Here is an 18,990-nt window from a genome sequence, read left to right on the forward strand (position 1 = left end):
CCTTACATGACAAAATCCGTCATTGTGACCGGGGGTGCGGGCTATATCGGCTCGCACGCCTGTAAGGCCCTGCGCGCTGCAGGCTATGAGCCCGTGACCTTCGACAACCTCTCCACGGGTTGGGAAGATGCCGTCAAATTCGGCCCCTTCGAGAAGGGCGATCTCTTGGATCGTGTCCGCCTCGATGAGGTTTTCGCCAAATACAATCCGATCGCCGTGATGCATTTCGCCGCCTTCTCTCAGGTCGGCGAAAGCATGAAAGACCCCGGAAAATACTGGCGCAACAATGTCATCGGCTCTTTGACGCTGATCGAGGCGGCTGTTACGGCGGGCTGCATGAATTTCGTGTTTTCCTCGACCTGCGCGACCTATGGCGATCAGGACAACGTTGTGCTGGATGAGGACTCGGTGCAATTGCCGATCAACTCTTATGGCGCCTCAAAACGCGCGATCGAAGACATCCTTGAGAACTTTGAACAGGGGTTTGGCCTGAACTCCGTGATCTTCCGCTATTTCAACGTGGCGGGTGGCGACCCGGACGCGGAAGTGGGCGAATTCCATCAGCCGGAAACCCATCTTATCCCGCTGATGCTCGACGCGATTGCGGGCAAACGCGATGCTTTGACGATTTTCGGCACGGATTACGACACGCCCGACGGGACCTGCATTCGCGACTATGTGCATGTGTGCGATCTGGTCGATGCGCATGTTTTGGGTCTGAAATGGCTCGAAGAGGGCAACGGCAGCCGGGTGTTCAATCTCGGCACGGGCAAGGGCTTTTCCGTGCGCGAGGTGATCGACCATTCGCGGGCCGTGACCAATATGGATGTGCCTTACGTCGAGGGCGACCGTCGTCCCGGGGATTGCACCAAGCTGGTGTCCGGGTCCGAGCGCGCGATCCAGGAATTGGGTTGGTCGCCGGATCGTTCCAACCTGTCCGAAATGATCGGGGATGCCTGGAAATGGCATCAGACCGGGCATTACGACAAGTGAGTCGCCTGGCTCGAAATCAGTGATTCAGCTTTCGCACAAAAGGCTCTAATCTGGCCCAACACGTAGAAGGGGACAGGTTTGGGTCAGCTTTGGCAGAAGTATAAGCTGCGGGTTTTGCGACGGCATCTTTTGTGGCGGGCCTTTCGCGCGCGACACAAGCTTCGGCTCGTTCAGGACCGGACGTCAGGGATGGACGAGACGTCGATCCTCTGTGTCGCCTGCCTGCGCAACGAAGCTCTGCGGTTGCCCTATTTTCTGGACTACCATCGTCGCCTCGGCGTGACTCATTTCCTCTTTGTCGACAACGCCAGTGATGACGGCACAGTGGCGCTTTTGTCCGGGCAACCGGACGTGTCGCTCTGGTCTACCTCCGCGAGCTACAAGGCCGCGCGCTTCGGACTCGACTGGACCACATGGCTTCAGATGAAATATGCGCGCGGCAAATGGTGCCTGACTTTGGATGCGGATGAGCTTTTGGTCTTTCCGCACAATAAGACCCAAACCCTGCGGGATTTGACCCTTTTCATGGAAAAGTCGGGCCAAAGCGCGCTGGGCACCTTGATGCTCGATCTCTATCCGAAAGGACCGATTGATCAGGTGACCTATCGCGCCGGGGATGATCCGCTTGCGGCCATGCCCTATTTCGACCCGGCGCCCTATCGCGCGGTGCGGCAGGCGCCGAAAGACAATCTTTGGGTGCAGGGCGGTGCGCGCGAGCGTGTATTTTTCGCCGATGAGCCTCGACGCGGGCCAACATTGAACAAGCTGCCGCTGGTGAAATGGCATTGGCGCTATGTCTATATCAACTCGACTCATGCCATGCTGCCGCGCGAGATGAATCATGCCTATGACGGGCCGGGGGAGAGCCGCCTCTCCGGGGTTTTGTTGCATACGAAATTCCTTCCTGTGGCGATTGAGAAATCCCATGAGGAAAAGACCCGAAAGCAGCATTTTGCCCAGCCTGACGCCTTTGGCGACTATTATGATGCTGTGATTCAGGCGCCCGATCTATGGCACGATGGAGCGGTGGCCTATGAGGGCTGGGAACAGCTCGAAGCGCTTGGCCTGATGAGTCGCGGAGATTGGCGGACTTAAAAAGCAATACTGTGGGCTTTGGTAAGCACAATTAAACAATTTTGCCATTTAATCTGAATTGTTTACGTTTTGATCGAAAATCCGTAGATAATAACTCAAAGGGTTTGGAGCCGGATGCCATAAACATCTGACGTTCCAATCCAGGGGGACATGAAGGCAGACTGGTGAGCAGGCTCTGGCAATATAAGATGCGGCTGAGGCGCAAGCGCGCGCTCTGGCAGGCCTTTCGGGCACGCCGGGAGCTTCATCTTATTCAGGACAACACATCTGCGATTCGCCCCGACGACATTCTGTTGGTCTGTACCCTGCGTAACGAATATGTGCGTTTGCCGTATTTCCTGAAATACTATCGGGACATGGGCGTGCGTCATTTCCTGTTCATCGACAATGACAGCGATGATGGCTCGCGTGAATACCTCGTGGGTCAGGACGATGTCTCGATCTGGCACACGACGGCGAGCTATCGCAAGTCGCTGTTCGGTGTGCACTGGATGAACTGGATTTCGCGCAAATATTGCCATGGGCATTGGACGCTCACGGTCGATGTGGACGAATTCCTGGTTTTTCCGTTTTGCGACACCCGCCCGATTCCGGCGCTCACCGATTGGCTCGACAATTCCGGCATTCGAAGCTTTTCGGCGATGTTGATCGATATGTATCCGAAAGGGCCGATCGATGCGCAGCCCTACCGCGAGGGGCAAAACCCCTTCGAGATCGCGGAATGGTTCGACAGTGGCAACTATATGATTTCGATGAACCCGGAGTATTACAATCTCTGGATTCAGGGCGGCCCGCGCGCGCGGCTGTTTTTCAAGGACGAGCCCAAAAGCGCGCCGTCTTTGAACAAAATCCCGCTGGTCAAATGGCATCGCGATTACGCCTATATTCAATCGACGCATATGCTTTTGCCGCGCGGGCTTAACCTCGTGTATGAGACCGAGGGGGGCGAAAAAGCCTCTGGCGCGTTGCTTCATGCCAAATTCCTCAACACTTTCGTGGAGAAGACCCGCGAAGAGTTGGAGCGGCGTCAGCATTATGCCGGTTCGCGCGAATATCTCGCCTACCACAGCCGGATCAAGGATGACCCGGACCTGTGGTGCAACTGGTCAGAGAAATACATCAACTGGCGTCAGCTTGAGATTCTGGGCCTCATGTCCAAAGGGAACTGGGCATGACGGTCGGTTTCGTGATGTTGGTCCACACCGCGCTGCATCGCGCCGAACAGGTGGCGCGCCACTGGGCGACCCATGGCTGTCCGGTGGTGATCCATGTTGACCGACGGGTGAAGAAAGACGTTTACCAGCCCTTTGTCGACAGCCTGTCTGACCTCGACAATGTGCTGTTCTCGAAACGCCACGCCTGTGACTGGGGCACGTGGTCTTTGGTGGCCGCCTCTCAGGACGCTTCTGAATTGATGCTGTCGCGCTTCCCGGAGGCACGACATGTCTATCTCGCCTCCGGCTCCTGCCTGCCGCTGCGACCCGTGGAGGATTTAAAGCAATATCTCGCGGCGCGGCCGATGACGAATTTCATCGAAAGCGTGACGACGGAGGATGTGCCCTGGACCGTTGGCGGGCTGGATTCGGAACGTTTCACCTTGCGGTTCCCGTTCTCGTGGAAAAAGCAGAGACGGCTGTTTGATCGCTATGTCCATCTGCAACGTCGGCTGCGCTACAAACGTAAAATCCCGGACGGGCTTGTGCCGCATCTGGGCTCGCAATGGTGGTGCCTGACGCGTCAGACCCTATCGGCCATTCTTGAGGACCCGGATCGCAAGACCTATGACGCCTATTTCAAACGTGTCTGGATTCCGGACGAGAGCTATTACCAAACTTTGGTGCGGCTCTATTCCAACAATATCGAAAGCCGGTCCCTGACGCTCTCGAAATTCGACTATCAGGGCAAACCGCATATTTTCTACGACGATCACCTTCAGCTGTTGCGGCGGTCCGACTGTTTCGTGGCGCGTAAAATGTGGCCGAAGGCAGAGCGGCTTTACGCGACCTTCCTCAATCCAGACATCAATCCGATGAAAGGAACAGAGCCTAATCCGGGTAAAATCGACCGTATCTTTGCCAAGGCGGTGGAGCGGCGCATCATGGGGCGCGAAGGCCTTTATATGCAAAGTCGTTTGCCCGGGCACGGCAAGGGTCACGGCAAAACCAGCGCGCCTTATTCGATTTTCGAGGGCTTCTCCGATCTCTTCGAGGATTTCGACGAATGGCTGTCGCGGGCTGTGGGTGCGCGGGTGCATGGCCATCTTTTCGCGCCGGAACGGGTTGAGTTTTCGGGTGGGCAAAAGGTGTTTTCGGGGGCTCTGTCGGATCAGGCGGCGCTGCGGGATTACAATCCTTGCGGTTTCCTGACCTCGCTCATTTGGAACACCCGCGGCGAGCGGCAATGTTTCATGTTCGGTCCGCGTGACAATCAGGACATCAACTGGCTGGTGGCGACGGACCCAAATGCGCAAATTTCGGTGATCTCCGGGGCTTGGGCTGTGACCCTGTTCCGCTCAAACCTGAGCTTTTCCGAAATCCGCCGCGAAGCTGCGCGTCTGCAAAAAATCGAGTCGCAGCATATTGAGATTTTGCGGTCACAACACGTCAAGGCCCGGATCAGAATCTGGACTATGGCGGATTTCATCGAAAGCCAGATGGAGCCATTGCAGGCCATCATCGACGAGATCGGCCCGCGCAACATCCGCCGCCTGACCGAAGCGCCGCGGATGCGGGACCTCACCGGGTTTGGACAATTCCTGCAAAATCTGAAAAACCAAGGTATGAAACCTCATCTCATGGGCGATTTTCCCATGGGCAACGAACCCGACACGCGTCCGCGCTCCAACAAGCGGCCTTACCTGGTAAAATAACCCATGTCTCAGCCCTTCGACTATTTCGTGATTTTTGCAGAGATGCGGACCGGCTCCAATTTTCTGGAAGAAAACGTCAATGCCTATCCGGGGCTGAAATGTTGGGGCGAGGTGTTCAATCCCGCCTTCATCGGCAAATCGCAGCAAAAAGAGATGCTCGGCATCTCCATGCTGGAGCGCGAGGCCGATCCGACAGCGCTTTTGAAAAAACTGCGCAAATCGACGGAGGGGTTGGCCGGGTTTCGGTTTTTCCACGATCACGACCCGCGCATTCTCGCCCATGTCCTTGAGGACCCGAAGTGCGCCAAGATCATCCTGACGCGCAATCCGCTGGACAGCTATGTGTCGCGCAAGATTGCGGGGGTGACGGGGCAATGGCGTCTGGGCGATCTCAAAGACGCGAAATCCGCGAAGATCGCTTTTGAGAAACGCGAATTCCAAACCATGCTGGATGAGTTGAAGGAATTTCAGATTTTCCTCCAGCGTCAGCTCCAGATGACCGGTCAGACGGCGTTTTACATCAATTACGAGGACATTCAGGACGTTGAGGTTCTGAACGGTCTGGCGCGCTTCCTCGGTGTCACCGCAGAGCGCAACAAGACCTCGCAAAAGACCAAGGTGCAGAACCCGTCACGTCTTGAGGACAAGGTTCTGAACTACGCGGAAATGGTGTCCGACCTGTCGAGCGTGGATCACTTCAACCTCTCGAACACCCCGAATTTCGAGCCGCGTCGCAAACCCGCTGTGCCGACCTATCTGGCCTGTGCCGAGACGTCATTGCTCTACATGCCGGTGCGCGGTGGGCCTGAGGCCGCTGTGGCCGAATGGATGTCTGCGCTGGACAAGGTGGATCCTGAGGCCTTGCAGCGAGGGTTTTCGCAAAAGACCCTGCGGCAGTGGAAGCGTCAGCATAAGGGGCATCGCAGCTTTACCGTGATTTCCCATCCTGCGCAGCGGTTGCATCGGGTGTTCTGCGATTACATCCTGAACATCAGTGGCAGAACCTATGGCGAAATCCGCGAGACCCTGCGCACGACCTACAAGCTGCCCCTGCCTGCGGCTGAGCCGACGGAGAGCTACACGCGCGACCAGCATCGCGAGGCGTTCCTGAAATTCGCGGGCTTTGTGCAGGGCAATCTGAATGGCCAGACCTCGGTGCGAGTCGATGGCACTTGGGCCTCGCAATCTGAGGTGATCAAAGGATTCGCCGATTTCTCCCTGCCGGATATCGTGATCCGGGAGGAGGGCCTGGCTGAGGACCTGTCGCATCTGGCGGCGAATTTGGGCATCAAGCCTGCGCTTGTGGTGGATGAGCCCGAAGATGCGCCCTACACGCTCGCCGAGATTTACGACGCAGAAGTCGAAGAGGCCGTGAAGGCGGCCTATCAGCGCGACTACATGATGTTCGGGTTCAAGCCCTGGGGCTGAGGGTCTGGCGTAACAGTCAGGCGGCTTTGGTCGCCGGGCCTTCGGTCAGGATGGCATGCAGCGTGGCAGGCTCATTGTTCGCGCGCAGCTTGGCGCAGATGTCGCCATTGCGCATGGTGCGGGACACCAGTGCCAGCGCCTTGAGGTGATCGACCCCGGATTCGGCAGGGGCGAAGAGCGCGAAGATCAGATCAACCGGCTGGCGATCCACCGCATCGAAATCCATCGGGCTTTCAAGACGCAGGAAGGTGCCGACCACACGGTCCAGCCCCTCGATCCGGGCATGCGGCAGGGCAACGCCATGGCCCACACCCGTGGGGCCAAGGCTTTCGCGTTCTTGAAGCGCATCGACAGTGTCGTTCAAAGTCAGATCATAAACGCTTGCCGCGATCTCACCGAGATCCTGGAACAAACGTTTCTTGCTGGTCATTTTGCCCACGACCTTGACGGCCTGTGGGTCCAAAATCTTTGAGATATCCATCTGAAAACTACCCGCCCCGACCCGTCGAGGCGGGTCGGTTTCATTATGTCGCGTTGTTGGGGTCAATCCAGCCGATGTTCCCATCCGGGCGGCGGTAGACCACGTTTACACCAGTTTTCCCTTCCTTGTGGAACACAAGGACCGGAGCTCCGGCAAGTTCCATCTGCATCACAGCCTCACCCACCGTCAGCGTCGGAATCGACGCCTCCATTTCGGCGATGATCATCGGCTGCAAGCTGTCGGGTTCCTGATCCTCGTCATGCTCCGATGCGGCGAGGATATACTGGGAACCGCCGAAGAGTTCAACAGGCTCTGCGCGTTCCTTATGGTGATCTTTCAACCGGCGCTTGTAACGACGCAGTTGTTTGTCCATTTTTTCTGCGCAGGCATCGAACGAACCATAAATCTCATGCGCGCGCGCACTGGCCTGGGCCGTCAGACCGGTCGAGAGGTGTACCACGGCCTCGCAGACATATTCTGCCCCACTTTTGGAGAACACGACATTCGCATCGGTCGGACGTTGTGCGTATTTTTCAAGCACGGAGCCGAGCTCGGTTTTGACATGCGTCTGAAGCGCTGCACCGATGTCGATTTGTTTGCCGCTGATTTGGTACCGCATAGATACCTCCTTCTTAATTTGACCTATGCCCGAACGCCTCTGGGCGTGTCTTCGAGGTCGTGGGTTTTTGTCGAAAGCGGGAATTCAATGCATGCGACGGAGACAAAACCGGCACGCTGTGTCGGGGGGTGGTCTGGCGCTCTTTGGCTTCGTTGTGCCATGGCGCATCCTGTCATTCGTACGTCACACATTGGATACCTATAAGGCGTCAAAATGCGGGGAATTGTCAATCAAAACCCGTCTTCAAATGCGGAAATTGTCACCAAGATAAACACGCCGCACGGTTTCATCGGCGACGATGTCTTCCTTGGTCCCGGACATCAGGACGTGACCATCGTGAAGGATATAGGCGCGGTCGATAATTCCCAATGTTTCCTGAACGTTATGGTCTGTGATCAAGACGCCGATGCCGCGGGTTTTGAGATCGGAAACCAGCCCGCGAATCTCCGCCACAGCGATCGGATCGACGCCGGCGAAGGGCTCATCGAGCAGCACGTAGGACGGGTCCGAAGCAAGGCATCGCGCGATTTCGACTCGCCGGCGTTCCCCGCCTGACAAAGACAGAGCGGGCGCGCGGCGCAGGTGCGAAATGGAGAATTCAGACAGGAGGTCTTCGAGTTTTTCACGCCGCAAAAGCGGGTCGCTTTCCGAGACTTCGAGGATGGCAAGAATGTTGTCTTCGACACAGAGGCCACGGAAGACAGAGGCCTCCTGCGGAAGGTAGCCGACCCCCAATTTGGCCCGGCGATACATCGGCAAAAGCGTGATGTCGCGCCCGTCCACAAGAACCTCGCCACCCTCGGGCATCACAAGACCCGCGATGGAATAGAAACAGGTGGTCTTGCCGGAGCCGTTGGGTCCGAGCAGGGCAACAACTTCGCCACGTTCGAGATCAAGGGAGACGTCCCGGATCACGGTGCGTTTGCGATAGCCCTTGCGCAGGTTGCGGACTCTCAGTCCGGTCGTTTCGCTCATCACTCGTTTCCAGATTGCAGGATGGTTTTCACCCGACCGTCCATCCGCCCGGTGCCGGTGTCCAGATCAATCACCATCCGCTCGCCCGACAAAGCGCTGTTGGCCTGGGTCAAAAGCACATTTCCGGTAAGCACGACGGTGCCTGATTCGAGGTCATATTCCGCGCGCTGGGCCTCGGCGGCTTCGCCTGCGTTGGTCATCGTCACACCGCCCGAGGCCAAAAGCCGTGCAATCTTGCCGCCTTCGCTGGCGTAGATGACCTCGACCGTTTGCGCGGTCAGACGCATCGGGCCTTGGCCGATCACCACATTGCCGGAAAACAGCGCTTTGCCGGTGCCCTGATCAACGCTGAGCTGATCGGAGGTGACCTCGATCGGCAGGCTGCTGTCGTGTTTGAGGCCGCCGAATGCGATCTGCGTGCCCTGTGCATCTGCGGGCTGGCTCAGACCAAGCGTGAAGATCAGCGCGGTTGTCAGGGAAAGGGTTCGGATGATCGTCACGGGCAAAGTCCTCAAATGTCAGGGCTGATATACCAGCTTTACGCCGTCCTTGAAAACCAGAAGGTAGTCCTCTGTCTCGGCATCTTGCGAAATCACCATGGAGCCCGCCGTCAGATCGCCCGCGGGTCCGGTCGCGTCGACGTTTCCCGGGCTTTCGATGCGCGAGACATCCAACATGGTGGCGATCCGGTTCGAGGTGATCGTGTAGCCGGTCGAGGTTTCGATCTCGACATGACCGGACAGCTCGGCGATCTGGCCGGGGCCGTCGATGACACCATCATCGGCCTTGAGGCTGACGGAGCCATTGTCCGGTATCCTGAGCGCGCCGCGCACGGCGTTGGAATTGAGGACATCCTTGGTCGACAGATCCGGGCGCACGAGATCGGCGGAGATTTCCAATTCCGAGCCATCGCGGGTCACGGTCGCAAAAGACGGGCCTTCGACACGTTGTTCGCGCGCCAGCGTTTCGATGTCGACATCGGCATAGGGAATGGACAGGCCGACCTCGCGGTCGCGCGCAAACAGAAAGAGCGTGGCCAAAAGCACGAGGCTGGCCAGGGGCAAGGCTATCTTCGCGAAGGCCACGAATTTGGAATAGGTGTTGTCGAACCGCGCCATAAGGACGTCTTACACGACACCGGCGCGAAGGCAGTCCTGAATTTTCAAAATCCCGCAAGGCCGCCCATCTTCGGCAGAATCCCGCACAAACAGACAGGTGATCGCGCGTTCATCCATGCGCGCGACGGCTTTCTCGGCCAGCGCATCCGAGGAGATCGTCATCGGGTTCAGGGTCATGATGTCGCCGGCGGTCTTGTCCAACAGCCCGTCGATATGACGCCGCAGGTCGCCGTCGGTGATGATGCCACTCAACTGGCCGTCCGCATCGATCACGCCGACGACGCCAAAGCCTTTGTCGGAAATCACCGACAAAGCCTCGCGCATGGGGGTTTCAGCGCTGACCAGAGGCATATCCACATGCATGAGATCGCGCACTTTGGTGAGACGAGAGCCAAGCTTGCCGCCCGGGTGCAGCACGCGGAAATTATCGGCGGTAAAGGCGCGGTGTTCCATGAGCGCGATGGCGAGCGCATCGCCCAGCGCCAAAGTCATTGTGGTCGAGGTGGTCGGCACGATGCCATGACCACAGGCCTCGGCGGCTTTGGGCAGGATCAGAGCCACATCGCACGCGCGAATGAGCGAGCTGTCGGGGTTCGACGCCACACCGATCATCGGAATTTTGAACCGCCGCGTGTAGGCAATCACATCGGCCAGTTCCGGGGTTTCGCCGGAGTTGGACAGCACGAGGCAGACATCATCATCGCCGATCATACCCAGATCGCCATGGCTCGCCTCGGCCGGATGCACGAAATGCGCGGGCGTGCCGGTGGAGGCCAGCGTCGCGGCGATCTTGCGCGCGATATGGCCGGATTTGCCCATGCCTGTGACGATGGTGCGGCCTTTGGCACGCAGGATGGTTTCCACGGCGGTGGTGAATTCGGTCCCGAGGCTGTCGGACAAAAGCCCGAGTGCCTCGGCCTCCTGTGCGATCACACGTTTGGCGGTGGACAGGAATGCGTCGGATTGGGTCATGTGCCGAACCTCGAAAGAGATGTCAGTGAGAGAAAATGTCGATTTCGGGCCAGCCTTCGAGATCGAGCTGTGCGCGGGTCGGCAGGAAGTCGAAACAGGATTGCGCAAGCTCCATCCGGCCTTCGCGTTCCAGCATTTCGTTCAGCTTGTCGCGCAGTTGGTGCAGGTAAAGCACGTCGGAGGCGGCGTAATCGAGCTGCGCATTGGTCAGGTCGCGCGCGCCCCAATCGCTCATCTGTTGATACTTCGAAATGTCCACTTTCAACAGCTGATCGAGCAGGTTCTTCAACCCATGGCGATCCGTGAAGGTGCGCACGAGTTTCGAGGCGATTTTGGTGCAATAGACCGGTTGGGCCAGCGTGCCAAAGGTGTGATGCATCGCGGCGATGTCGAAGCGGCCAAAGTGGAACAGTTTCAACACATTCGGGTCCGCGAGCATTTTGCACAGGTTCGGTGCCTCGGTCTGGCCGCGTTCGACCTGAACCAGATGGGCGTTGCCGTCACCGCCCGACATTTGAACAAGGCAAAGACGATCGCGGTGCGGGTTCAGCCCCATGGTCTCGCAGTCGATGGCGACGACCGGTCCAAGGTCGAGATCGTCCGGAAGGTCGTTTTTATAGAGGAAATTCGCCATCGTCGTGCCTTTGCGCTGTCCAATGATTTGAAACAGGGTCTTACGGCTTTGCGGGAGTTGGGGCAAGAGAGCAGGCTCCCAGGGGCAGATGTTATAGCGTTTCAACTGTGCAGAAGATGCTGTTTGAGCGGTAAATATGGCCCCACACGCAAAAAATTGAACCGCCTCGGAAAACTTTATGCTTTTTGTCGGTTAATTCTGTTGATAACACCGCCGGGCAAATGCGACCGCGCTCCCAGCCGCCGCCAGTGGCCGGTCTTCCTTAGATAAAGAGATCCGCCATGTTCGCACATTTCATGAAGGGCGCCGCCCTCGCTCTTACGTTTTCGACCGCTGCCAGTGCCACCGAGCTCACCACATTCTCGGGGCCGGTGACCGTTGAGGAGACGCCTGAAACCGTCATCAGTTTTGATGTCGGTGCGCTTGATACCCTCACAGCGCTGGGCGTCGATGTGGCGGGGATCACGCAGCCGATGCTGGTTCCGGCTCTCGCCGGTCTGGATGACGGCTCGCGCGCCAATATCGGCACGCTGTTCGAGCCCGATTTCGAACAGGTTTTTGCCCTGAAACCCGACCTGATCATCGCCGGGCCGCGCACGCGAGATCAGATCGACGCCCTGTCGAAAATCGCGCCCACTGTCGATCTTAGCCCCTTCTCCGAGGACATCGAAAAGGTGGTCGCGACCCAGACGCGCGAGCTTGGCGCCCTATTCGGCAAGGAAGATGAGGCTGCGGCTCGCATCGAACATCTGCACACCTCCCTCGAAGAGCTGCGCGGTCTGACTGAGGGGGCTGGCAAGGGGCTTGTCGTGATGACGAACGGGCCGAAGCTTTCGGTCTTCGGGCCGGGCTCGCGCTTTGGCTGGGTGCATGAAACTTTGGGCGTCGAACCTCTGATGAACGACCTCGAAGAGCAAACCCATGGCGAAGCCGTCAGCTTTGAATTCCTGCATGAGGCCAACCCGGATTGGTTGATCGTCTTTGACCGCACGCGCGCGACGAATGGCGATGGGCCGAAAGCCGAAGAAACGCTCGACAACGAGTTGGTTGCCCAGACCACGGCTTGGCAAAAAGGTCAGGTGATCTATGTGCACCCGGCCGATTTCTACATCGCGACCACCGGTGTGCGGTCGCTTCAGGACACGGTCGATCAGTTCATCACCGCCTTTGAGGGCGCTGAATAAGCCCCAATGAGATTGCCCGCGCTTCATATGTTGCTTGCCTTGGGGAGCCTGGTCGTCATGGCCGGGCTCAGCCTCATGATCGGTGCATCCGATATGACCCTCGGTGCGGTGTTTCGGGGCGAGGGCGACGATACACTGATCCTTCTGGCCAGTCGCATTCCGCGCACGCTGGCGATCATCCTCACCGGGGCGTCGATGGCGATTTCCGGTCTGATCTTTCAGATGCTCACGCGCAACAAATTCGTCGAGCCCTCGACGGCGGGGACGGCGGAAAGCGCGGGGCTTGGGCTTTTGATTGCGGTCGCCTTGTTCCCGACCACCTCTTTGCTGGTCAAGATGGTGATCGCTGCAGGGTGTGCCATTGCCGGCACGCTTTTGTTTCTCAAAATCCTCGACCGTCTGCCGCCGCGCGAGCCTTTGCTGGTGCCTCTGGTGGGGCTGATGCTGGGCGGTGTGATCGGGGCGGTTGCGACGTTTTTCGCCTATCAGATGGACCTGTTGCAATATCTTGGCATCTGGACGACGGGGGAGTTTTCCGGTGTTTTGCGGGGGCGCTATGAGCTTTTGTGGCTCACGGGTGGGTTGGCCGTGATCGGCTATCTTTTCGCGGATCGGTTTTCCATCATGGGGATGGGCCGCGATGTGTCGATCACCTTGGGGCTCAATTATCGCGCGGTGATGTGGACGGGGCTGATCATTGTCTCTGTCACCACGGCTGTTGTCGTGGTCACCGTGGGCGCGATCCCGTTTCTGGGGCTGATCGTGCCCAATATTGTCAGCCGGATCATGGGCGACAACCTGCGTGCGGCGGTGCCTTGGGCGGCGAGCCTTGGGGCCGGGGCGCTCTTGCTGTGCGACATCATCGGGCGGGTCATTCGGCAGCCCTATGAGATTCCCATCGGCACGATCTTTGGTGTGATCGGCTCGATGATTTTCCTCTATCTTTTGCTGGGACGTCAGAGCCATGCCGTCCGATAGTGCCGCGTCCCTCCCTTTCGCCGCGCAGCGCGCCATGCGGATCAAGCCTTTGGTCATTCTGGCTGTGCTGGCCTTGGCCGCGGTGGTCCTGTTCCTGACGCTGGGCGTGCCTGCGGGGGCGTGGGAGTTTGCGCTCAGCTTTCGCACCGGAAAGCTTGTCGGGCTCATTCTCGTGGCCTTCGCCATCGCCACCTCGACCCAGCTTTTCCATGCTGCCACCCGCAATCAAATCCTGACCCCGGCGATCATGGGCTTTGATGCGCTCTATCTGATGATCCAGACCAGTCTGGTGTTTGGCATGGGCGCCATGGCCACGCTCGATATTGATCCCTTGGTGAAATTCACCGCCGAAGTTCTGGTCATGATGGGGTTCTCGACCGCGCTTTTCCTGTGGCTTTTCACCGCGCGGTCCCGCGATCTGCATCTGCTTGTTCTGGTTGGCATCATTTTCGGCACGCTGTTTCGCAGCCTGTCGAATTTCATTTCCCGCATGATCGACCCGAATGAATTCGTCGTCGTGCAGGGCGCCATGTTCGCGCGTTTCAATACGGTGAACATCGACCTCTTGTGGATCTCGATTGGTCTTACGACGCTCACCTTGCCGGTGCTCTGGCATATGCGGCACCAGTTCGATGTGCTGGCGCTGGGCCGCGAAACCGCGATTGGATTGGGGCTGCGCTATCGGCGTGTGATGTTTGCGGCCTTTGGCATGATCGGCCTTTTGGTCTCGGTCTCCACCGCGCTTGTGGGGCCTGTCACCTTCTTTGGCTTGTTGGTTGTTCATCTGGCCTATCGCATCCTGCCCGGCGCGCGGTTCGCGCCGACGCTTTTGGCCAGTTCCCTGATCGCCATCATCACCTTGGTGGGTGGGCAGGCGGTCTATGAGCATGTGCTGGGCCTTCAAGGCACGCTGTCCGTGGTGATTGACGCGCTGGGCGGCATCACCTTTCTTTACCTGCTTCTCAAAGGGGTCAGACGATGATCGAGATTTCCCACGTGAGCCATCAGATTGCCGGAGCTTCGATCCTGAGCGATGTGTCTTTGACGATTCCTCGCGGTGGCATCACGGCTTTGATCGGGCCGAATGGGGCGGGAAAATCCACGCTCTTGTCCTTGATTGCGCGTTTGACGCCGCTGCAAGGCGGGCAGATCACGGTGGATGGGGCGGATGTGACCATGACGCCGACCGATGCGCTGGCGCGACGTCTGTCGATTCTGCGTCAGGACAATTCTGTGGCCGCGCGTTTGACGGTCGCCGATCTGGTCGGTTTTGGCCGCTACCCGCATCACAAAGGTCGTCCGACTGCCGAGGATCGCGTGCATGTGGAGCAAGCCTTGGAGATGATGGGGCTGCACCCTCTGAGCGGGCGATTCCTCGATGAGCTGTCCGGTGGGCAGCGTCAAAGGGCCTTTGTCGCCATGGTTCTGGCGCAGGACACGGATTACGTGCTTTTGGATGAGCCGCTCAACAACCTCGACATGAAGCACGCGCGTCAGATGATGGAGCGGCTGAAAGAGGCTGCGCAGGCGAGTGGCAAGAGCTTTGTCATTGTCGTCCATGACATCAATTTCGCCGCCGCCTATGCCGATCTGATCGTGGCGCTCAAAGACGGTCGGCTGCATTCCCTCGGCACGCCTGAGGAAATCGTCAACAGACCCTGCCTGCGCGACGTGTTCGAGTTGGATATTGCGGTGGAGACCGTGGGCGGACATCCCTTTGCGCTGCACCAGATTGCGCCGGAGCCGTTGGTCGATACGTAGGACTGGATTGGCAATGGGATAAAGGCGACAGTCGTTTTCGTGTCGAAAACGACTGTCGCCTGAGATGTTTGGGGATGCGATCAAACATTTTCCTTTGGAAAATGTTTTTTGGTGCCCAGAAGAGGACTCGAACCTCCACGTCCATACGGACACTAGCACCTGAAGCTAGCGCGTCTACCAATTCCGCCATCTGGGCACAGATGTCGTGAGGCCGCGATGTAATGAGGTTGCGCGGAAGTGTCAACGGCCATTCGAAAGGTTTTTTATAGCAGCAATAGCGTCTTGTTCATTTCCGCGCTAAAAGCTAAGCAAAAGCGACAATTTGGCATTGGAGATGCAGATGACGAAACTGGTCACCATCTATGGCGGCGCTGGCTTTGTCGGGCGATATATCGCCCGGCGTATGGCAAAGGAGGGCTGGCGTGTCCGCGTTGCAGTGCGTCGCCCGAATGAGTCGCTTTATGTGAAACCCTACGGTGCGGTCGGACAGGTCGAGCCGGTGTTCTGCAACATTCGCGACGATGAGTCGGTGCGCGCGGCGATGATGGGCGCGGACGCTGTCGTGAACTGTGTGGGTGTTCTGACCGAGCGTGGCAAGAATTCCTTCTCCGCGGTGCAGTCCGAGGGTGCGGCCCGGATCGCCCGGATTGCCGAGGCGCAAGGCATCGCACGTCTGGTGCAACTCTCCGCTCTGGGCGCCGATGCAAATTCCGCCTCCGAGTACGCCCGCACCAAAGCGGAAGGTGAGGCGAAGGTGCTTGAGGCCTTCCCGAACGCCATGATCCTGCGTCCTTCCGTGATTTTCGGTCAGGAAGACGAGTTCTTCAATCGCTTCGGCAAGATGGCGGAAAAGAACGTGATCCTGCCGCTCGTGGGCGGCAACACCAAATTCCAGCCGGTTTACGTCGATGACGTCGCCCAGGCGGCTGTCAGTGGCATTCTGGGTCATGCGGAGCCGGGCATATATGAACTGGGCGGGCCTGATGTGGACACGCTGAAAGGTCTCATGGGCGACATGCTGGAGATCATTCACCGCAATCGTCTGATCGTGAACCTGCCGTTCTGGGTTGGCAATCTGATGGCGAGCGGCTTTTCCCTGGCGCAATTCCTCACCGCCGGTCTGTTCCACAATGGCATCCTGACCCGTGATCAGGTGAAGAACCTGAAAGTGGACAATGTCGTCTCTGACGATGCGAAAAGCTTTGCCGATCTCGGCATCAAGCCGACGGCGCTTCAGGCGGTTCTGCCGGATTACATGTGGGTCTATCGTCCGTCGGGTCAGTATGACGCGATTCGCGAAAGCGCGAAGAACCTGCGCAAAATCTGATATCACTCAGAGTGTGAAAATTCGAAAGCGCGTCCTCACCGGGCGCGCTTTTTCATGTGTAGGAGATCACCAGAAGCACGACGCCGAGGATCACACGGTAGATCACATAGGGCGTGAAGCTGACCGATTTGAGCAGGCGCATCATGAGTGTCAGCGCCAGAATCGCGGCGATAAAGGCAAAGACGGCGCCGATGGCCGCATCCTTGAGCATCGCCCAATCCGCATCGCCGACCACTTCGGCACCCAGGAGAATACCAGAGGCCATGATCGTCGGGATCGACATCAGCATGGCGATCTTGGCGCCGTCTTGGCGGGTATAGCCCATGGCGCGCGCGCCGGTGATGGTGATGCCCGAGCGCGAGGTGCCGGGGATGAGGGCGACCGCCTGCCAAAGGCCCAGCTTGATCGCGTCTTTCAGGGACCAATCGCCTTCCGTTTTCTCTTCCGCGCCCTTTTGGTCGAACCAGTAAAGCACGAGGCCGAAAATCAGCATGGTCCAGCCGATCACGGTCGGGTTGCGCATCGCGTCGGACAGGCCGGTGACTTTCAGCACGAGGCCCAGAATGACCACGGGAATGGTGGCGATCAGCAAAAGAAACGCCAGTTTCGAGCCGGGCGTGTCGATTTTCCCGGTCAACATGCGCGGCACACCGGCCAGTCCGACACCGACATCGCGCCAGAAATAAATCATGACAGCGCCCAACGTACCGATATGAACGGCGACGTCTATGGCTTGACCCTGATCTTGGGTGCCCATGAAAAAGGGGAGGAGAATCAGGTGACCCGAGGAAGACACCGGGAGAAATTCGGTGATGCCCTGCACGATCGCGACGACAAGTAGATAGAAAAGACTCATAGCGACTCCGTGGCGATCCTGCGTGTTAAGAGCATAAACCCACATGGAATCAATAAGAAGACAATTTATAGGTCAGCACAATTTACCTAAATTTGGGCCTGTTGGTCGAAAATCCTGCGCTGCGGCGAGAGAAAAACGAAAAATAAGACAGTACTTCTGACTTTTCTTTTTCTCAGAGTCCTTATAATGAGGCAATAACTCACAACCAACCTTCGGAGATGTGGTGTCATGGCGAAAGAGCCGATGCTCAAATTCGTGACGGTAGGCAGGGACATGCCAACCAAGCGGGACGCGGAAGATCGCAAAGACGATTTTCTGGAAATCTATGGCGAGTTCGTCGAAGCGAAAGCGGAAGAACAGGCGTCGCGCTGTTCGCAATGCGGCGTGCCCTATTGCCAGTCGCATTGCCCGCTGCACAACAACATCCCCGACTGGCTGCGCCTGACCGCAACCGGACGGTTGAAAGAGGCCTATGAGATTTCTCAGGCGACCAACACCTTCCCGGAAATCTGTGGCCGCATCTGTCCGCAGGACCGTCTCTGCGAAGGCAACTGCGTCATTGAGAACTCCGGCCATGGCACGGTGACGATCGGTTCTGTTGAGAAATACATCACCGACACGGCTTGGGAACAGGGATGGGTCGAGACGATCACCCCTGTCGTCGAACGCGAGGAAAGCGTTGGCATCATCGGGTCCGGCCCGGGTGGTCTGGCCGCGGCCGACCGTCTGCGTCGTGCGGGGATCAAGGTCACCGTTTACGAGCGTTCCGACCGCGCCGGCGGGCTCATGATGTACGGCATTCCGGGCTTCAAGCTTGAGAAAGACATCGTTCTGCGTCGTGTTGAACAGCTCGAAAAATCGGGCGTCGAATTTGTGTTGAATTGCAATGTCGGCGAGGACATTTCCTTTGACGCGATCCGTGGCAAACACGATGCCGTTCTGATCGCGACGGGGGTCTATAAATCCCGCGATCTCAAAGGTCCGGGTTCGGGTGCTGAGGGCATCGTGAAGGCGATTGATTACCTCACCGCCTCGAACAAGGTCTCCTTTGGCGACGAGGTCGAGGAATATGAAAGCGGTGAGCTGAACGCGAACGGCAAAAAGGTCGTCGTGATCGGTGGCGGGGATACCGCGATGGACTGTGTCCGTACCGCGATCCGTCAGGGTGCCACCTCCGTGAAATGTCTCTATCGTCGTGACCGCGCCAACATGCCGGGCTCGCAGCGTGAGACCCAAAACGCCGAGGAAGAAGGCGTTGAATTCGTCTGGCTCTCCGCGCCGAAAGGTTTCGCGGGCGATCCGGTCTCTGGCGTGATGGTTCAGAAAATGCGCCTTGGCGCCCCGGATGCCTCCGGTCGTCAGTCGCCTGAGGTGATCGAGGGGGCCGATTATGTCGAAGAGGCCGATCTGGTGATCAAGGCGCTCGGGTTCGAGCCGGAAGAGCTGCCGAAGCTTTGGGGCGTGGACGGTTTGGAAGTGACCCGTTGGGGCACGGTTCTGGCCGATTTCAAAACCCACGCCAGCTCGCTTGAGGGTGTCTACGCCTGTGGCGACATCCAGCGTGGCGCGTCTCTGGTCGTCTGGGCGATCCGCGATGGCCGCGAAGCCGCCGATGCGATGATCGAGTATATCGACCAATCCGCCGCTGTGGCCGCCGAGTAATTCGAATTGTAAAGGAGGGGAGAGGTCCCCTCCGCCTT

The 18,990-nt window shown here is 58.1% G+C and carries 19 protein-coding genes and 1 tRNA gene; 11 read left to right on the top strand and 9 right to left on the bottom strand.

What is annotated here, in order from left to right:
- Positions 1-6: 6 nt before the first annotated feature.
- From galE to HCZ23_RS08095, 5 genes are all read left to right on the top strand, one after another.
- Positions 7-993 carry a UDP-glucose 4-epimerase GalE gene (gene galE / locus HCZ23_RS08075; protein WP_167601218.1) on the top strand — a complete coding sequence of 329 codons (987 nt, stop codon included), beginning with the start codon at positions 7-9 and terminating at the stop codon, positions 991-993.
- 189 nt (positions 994-1,182) lie between these two features.
- The gene (locus HCZ23_RS08080) at positions 1,183-2,088 is read left to right on the top strand and encodes a glycosyltransferase family 2 protein (protein ID WP_167601219.1); all 906 of its coding nucleotides are present in this window, start codon (positions 1,183-1,185) and stop codon (positions 2,086-2,088) included.
- Between the two features lie 188 nt (positions 2,089-2,276).
- Entirely contained in the window at positions 2,277-3,263 is a 987-nt protein-coding gene (locus HCZ23_RS08085; protein WP_167601391.1) for a glycosyltransferase family 2 protein, read from the top strand.
- Complete coding sequence (locus tag HCZ23_RS08090; protein ID WP_167601220.1) at positions 3,260-4,957, top strand: beta-1,6-N-acetylglucosaminyltransferase; 1,698 nt, start codon at positions 3,260-3,262, stop codon at positions 4,955-4,957. Before HCZ23_RS08085 ends, HCZ23_RS08090 begins: the two co-directional genes overlap by 4 nt.
- Before the next feature lie 3 nt (positions 4,958-4,960).
- Positions 4,961-6,385, top strand: a complete 1,425-nt coding sequence (locus tag HCZ23_RS08095; protein ID WP_167601221.1) for a nodulation protein NodH — start codon at positions 4,961-4,963, stop codon at positions 6,383-6,385.
- Between the two features lie 16 nt (positions 6,386-6,401).
- On the opposite strand, the gene HCZ23_RS08100 is transcribed toward HCZ23_RS08095, so the two are convergent.
- The 7 genes from HCZ23_RS08100 to HCZ23_RS08130 all read right to left on the bottom strand — a co-directional run bounded on the left by HCZ23_RS08100 (position 6,402) and on the right by HCZ23_RS08130 (position 11,184).
- Positions 6,402-6,866 carry a PTS sugar transporter subunit IIA gene (locus tag HCZ23_RS08100; protein ID WP_167601222.1) on the bottom strand — a complete coding sequence of 155 codons (465 nt, stop codon included), beginning with the start codon at positions 6,864-6,866 and terminating at the stop codon, positions 6,402-6,404.
- Between the two features lie 43 nt (positions 6,867-6,909).
- A complete protein-coding gene (raiA, locus tag HCZ23_RS08105) occupies positions 6,910-7,485 on the bottom strand; it encodes a ribosome-associated translation inhibitor RaiA (RefSeq protein WP_167601223.1) in 576 nt (191 codons plus the stop codon).
- Between the two features lie 243 nt (positions 7,486-7,728).
- Complete coding sequence (gene lptB, locus HCZ23_RS08110; protein WP_167601224.1) at positions 7,729-8,460, bottom strand: LPS export ABC transporter ATP-binding protein; 732 nt, start codon at positions 8,458-8,460, stop codon at positions 7,729-7,731.
- A complete protein-coding gene (lptA, locus tag HCZ23_RS08115; RefSeq protein WP_368487320.1) occupies positions 8,460-8,954 on the bottom strand; it encodes a lipopolysaccharide transport periplasmic protein LptA in 495 nt (164 codons plus the stop codon). The genes lptB and lptA overlap by 1 nt, the downstream gene beginning before the upstream one ends.
- Positions 8,955-8,978: 24 nt before the next feature.
- Positions 8,979-9,578 carry an LPS export ABC transporter periplasmic protein LptC gene (gene lptC / locus HCZ23_RS08120; RefSeq protein WP_167601226.1) on the bottom strand — a complete coding sequence of 200 codons (600 nt, stop codon included), beginning with the start codon at positions 9,576-9,578 and terminating at the stop codon, positions 8,979-8,981.
- A 9-nt stretch (positions 9,579-9,587) separates the two neighbouring features.
- Positions 9,588-10,550 (bottom strand): KpsF/GutQ family sugar-phosphate isomerase, encoded by a 963-nt coding sequence (locus HCZ23_RS08125; protein ID WP_167601227.1) that lies wholly within the window; start codon positions 10,548-10,550, stop codon positions 9,588-9,590.
- Positions 10,551-10,572: 22 nt separating this feature from the next.
- Positions 10,573-11,184, bottom strand: coding sequence for a ribonuclease D (locus HCZ23_RS08130; protein WP_167601392.1), 612 nt, complete (start codon positions 11,182-11,184; stop codon positions 10,573-10,575).
- A 281-nt stretch (positions 11,185-11,465) separates the two neighbouring features.
- Here HCZ23_RS08130 and HCZ23_RS08135 point away from each other — a divergent pair, with 281 nt between their 5' ends.
- Genes HCZ23_RS08135 through HCZ23_RS08150 form a run of 4 tightly spaced genes read left to right on the top strand, consistent with a single transcriptional unit; the run spans position 11,466 to position 15,107 of the window.
- Positions 11,466-12,368 carry a siderophore ABC transporter substrate-binding protein gene (locus HCZ23_RS08135; RefSeq protein WP_167601228.1) on the top strand — a complete coding sequence of 301 codons (903 nt, stop codon included), beginning with the start codon at positions 11,466-11,468 and terminating at the stop codon, positions 12,366-12,368.
- Between the two features lie 57 nt (positions 12,369-12,425).
- Positions 12,426-13,346 (top strand): ABC transporter permease, encoded by a 921-nt coding sequence (locus HCZ23_RS08140; protein WP_254870011.1) that lies wholly within the window; start codon positions 12,426-12,428, stop codon positions 13,344-13,346.
- Positions 13,333-14,328, top strand: a complete 996-nt coding sequence (locus HCZ23_RS08145) for an iron chelate uptake ABC transporter family permease subunit (protein WP_167601229.1) — start codon at positions 13,333-13,335, stop codon at positions 14,326-14,328. The genes HCZ23_RS08140 and HCZ23_RS08145 overlap by 14 nt, the downstream gene beginning before the upstream one ends.
- A complete protein-coding gene (locus HCZ23_RS08150; RefSeq protein WP_167601230.1) occupies positions 14,325-15,107 on the top strand; it encodes an ABC transporter ATP-binding protein in 783 nt (260 codons plus the stop codon). The genes HCZ23_RS08145 and HCZ23_RS08150 overlap by 4 nt, the downstream gene beginning before the upstream one ends.
- A gap of 109 nt (positions 15,108-15,216) precedes the next feature.
- Here HCZ23_RS08150 and HCZ23_RS08155 read toward each other — a convergent pair.
- A tRNA-Leu gene (locus tag HCZ23_RS08155) sits at positions 15,217-15,303 on the bottom strand.
- A 144-nt stretch (positions 15,304-15,447) separates the two neighbouring features.
- On the opposite strand from HCZ23_RS08155, the gene HCZ23_RS08160 reads away from it, so the two are divergent.
- Positions 15,448-16,434, top strand: a complete 987-nt coding sequence (locus tag HCZ23_RS08160; RefSeq protein WP_167601231.1) for a complex I NDUFA9 subunit family protein — start codon at positions 15,448-15,450, stop codon at positions 16,432-16,434.
- 52 nt (positions 16,435-16,486) lie between these two features.
- Here the strand turns inward: HCZ23_RS08160 and HCZ23_RS08165 are convergent, their stop codons facing one another.
- Complete coding sequence (locus HCZ23_RS08165) at positions 16,487-17,290, bottom strand: undecaprenyl-diphosphate phosphatase (RefSeq protein ID WP_167601232.1); 804 nt, start codon at positions 17,288-17,290, stop codon at positions 16,487-16,489.
- A gap of 228 nt (positions 17,291-17,518) precedes the next feature.
- Between HCZ23_RS08165 and HCZ23_RS08170 the strand changes: the two genes are divergently transcribed.
- Positions 17,519-18,952, top strand: coding sequence for an NAD(P)-dependent oxidoreductase (locus HCZ23_RS08170; protein WP_167601233.1), 1,434 nt, complete (start codon positions 17,519-17,521; stop codon positions 18,950-18,952).
- Positions 18,953-18,990 lie beyond the last annotated feature (38 nt).

The organism is Celeribacter sp. HF31 (assembly GCF_011806455.1).
Classification (GTDB): domain Bacteria; phylum Pseudomonadota; class Alphaproteobacteria; order Rhodobacterales; family Rhodobacteraceae; genus Celeribacter.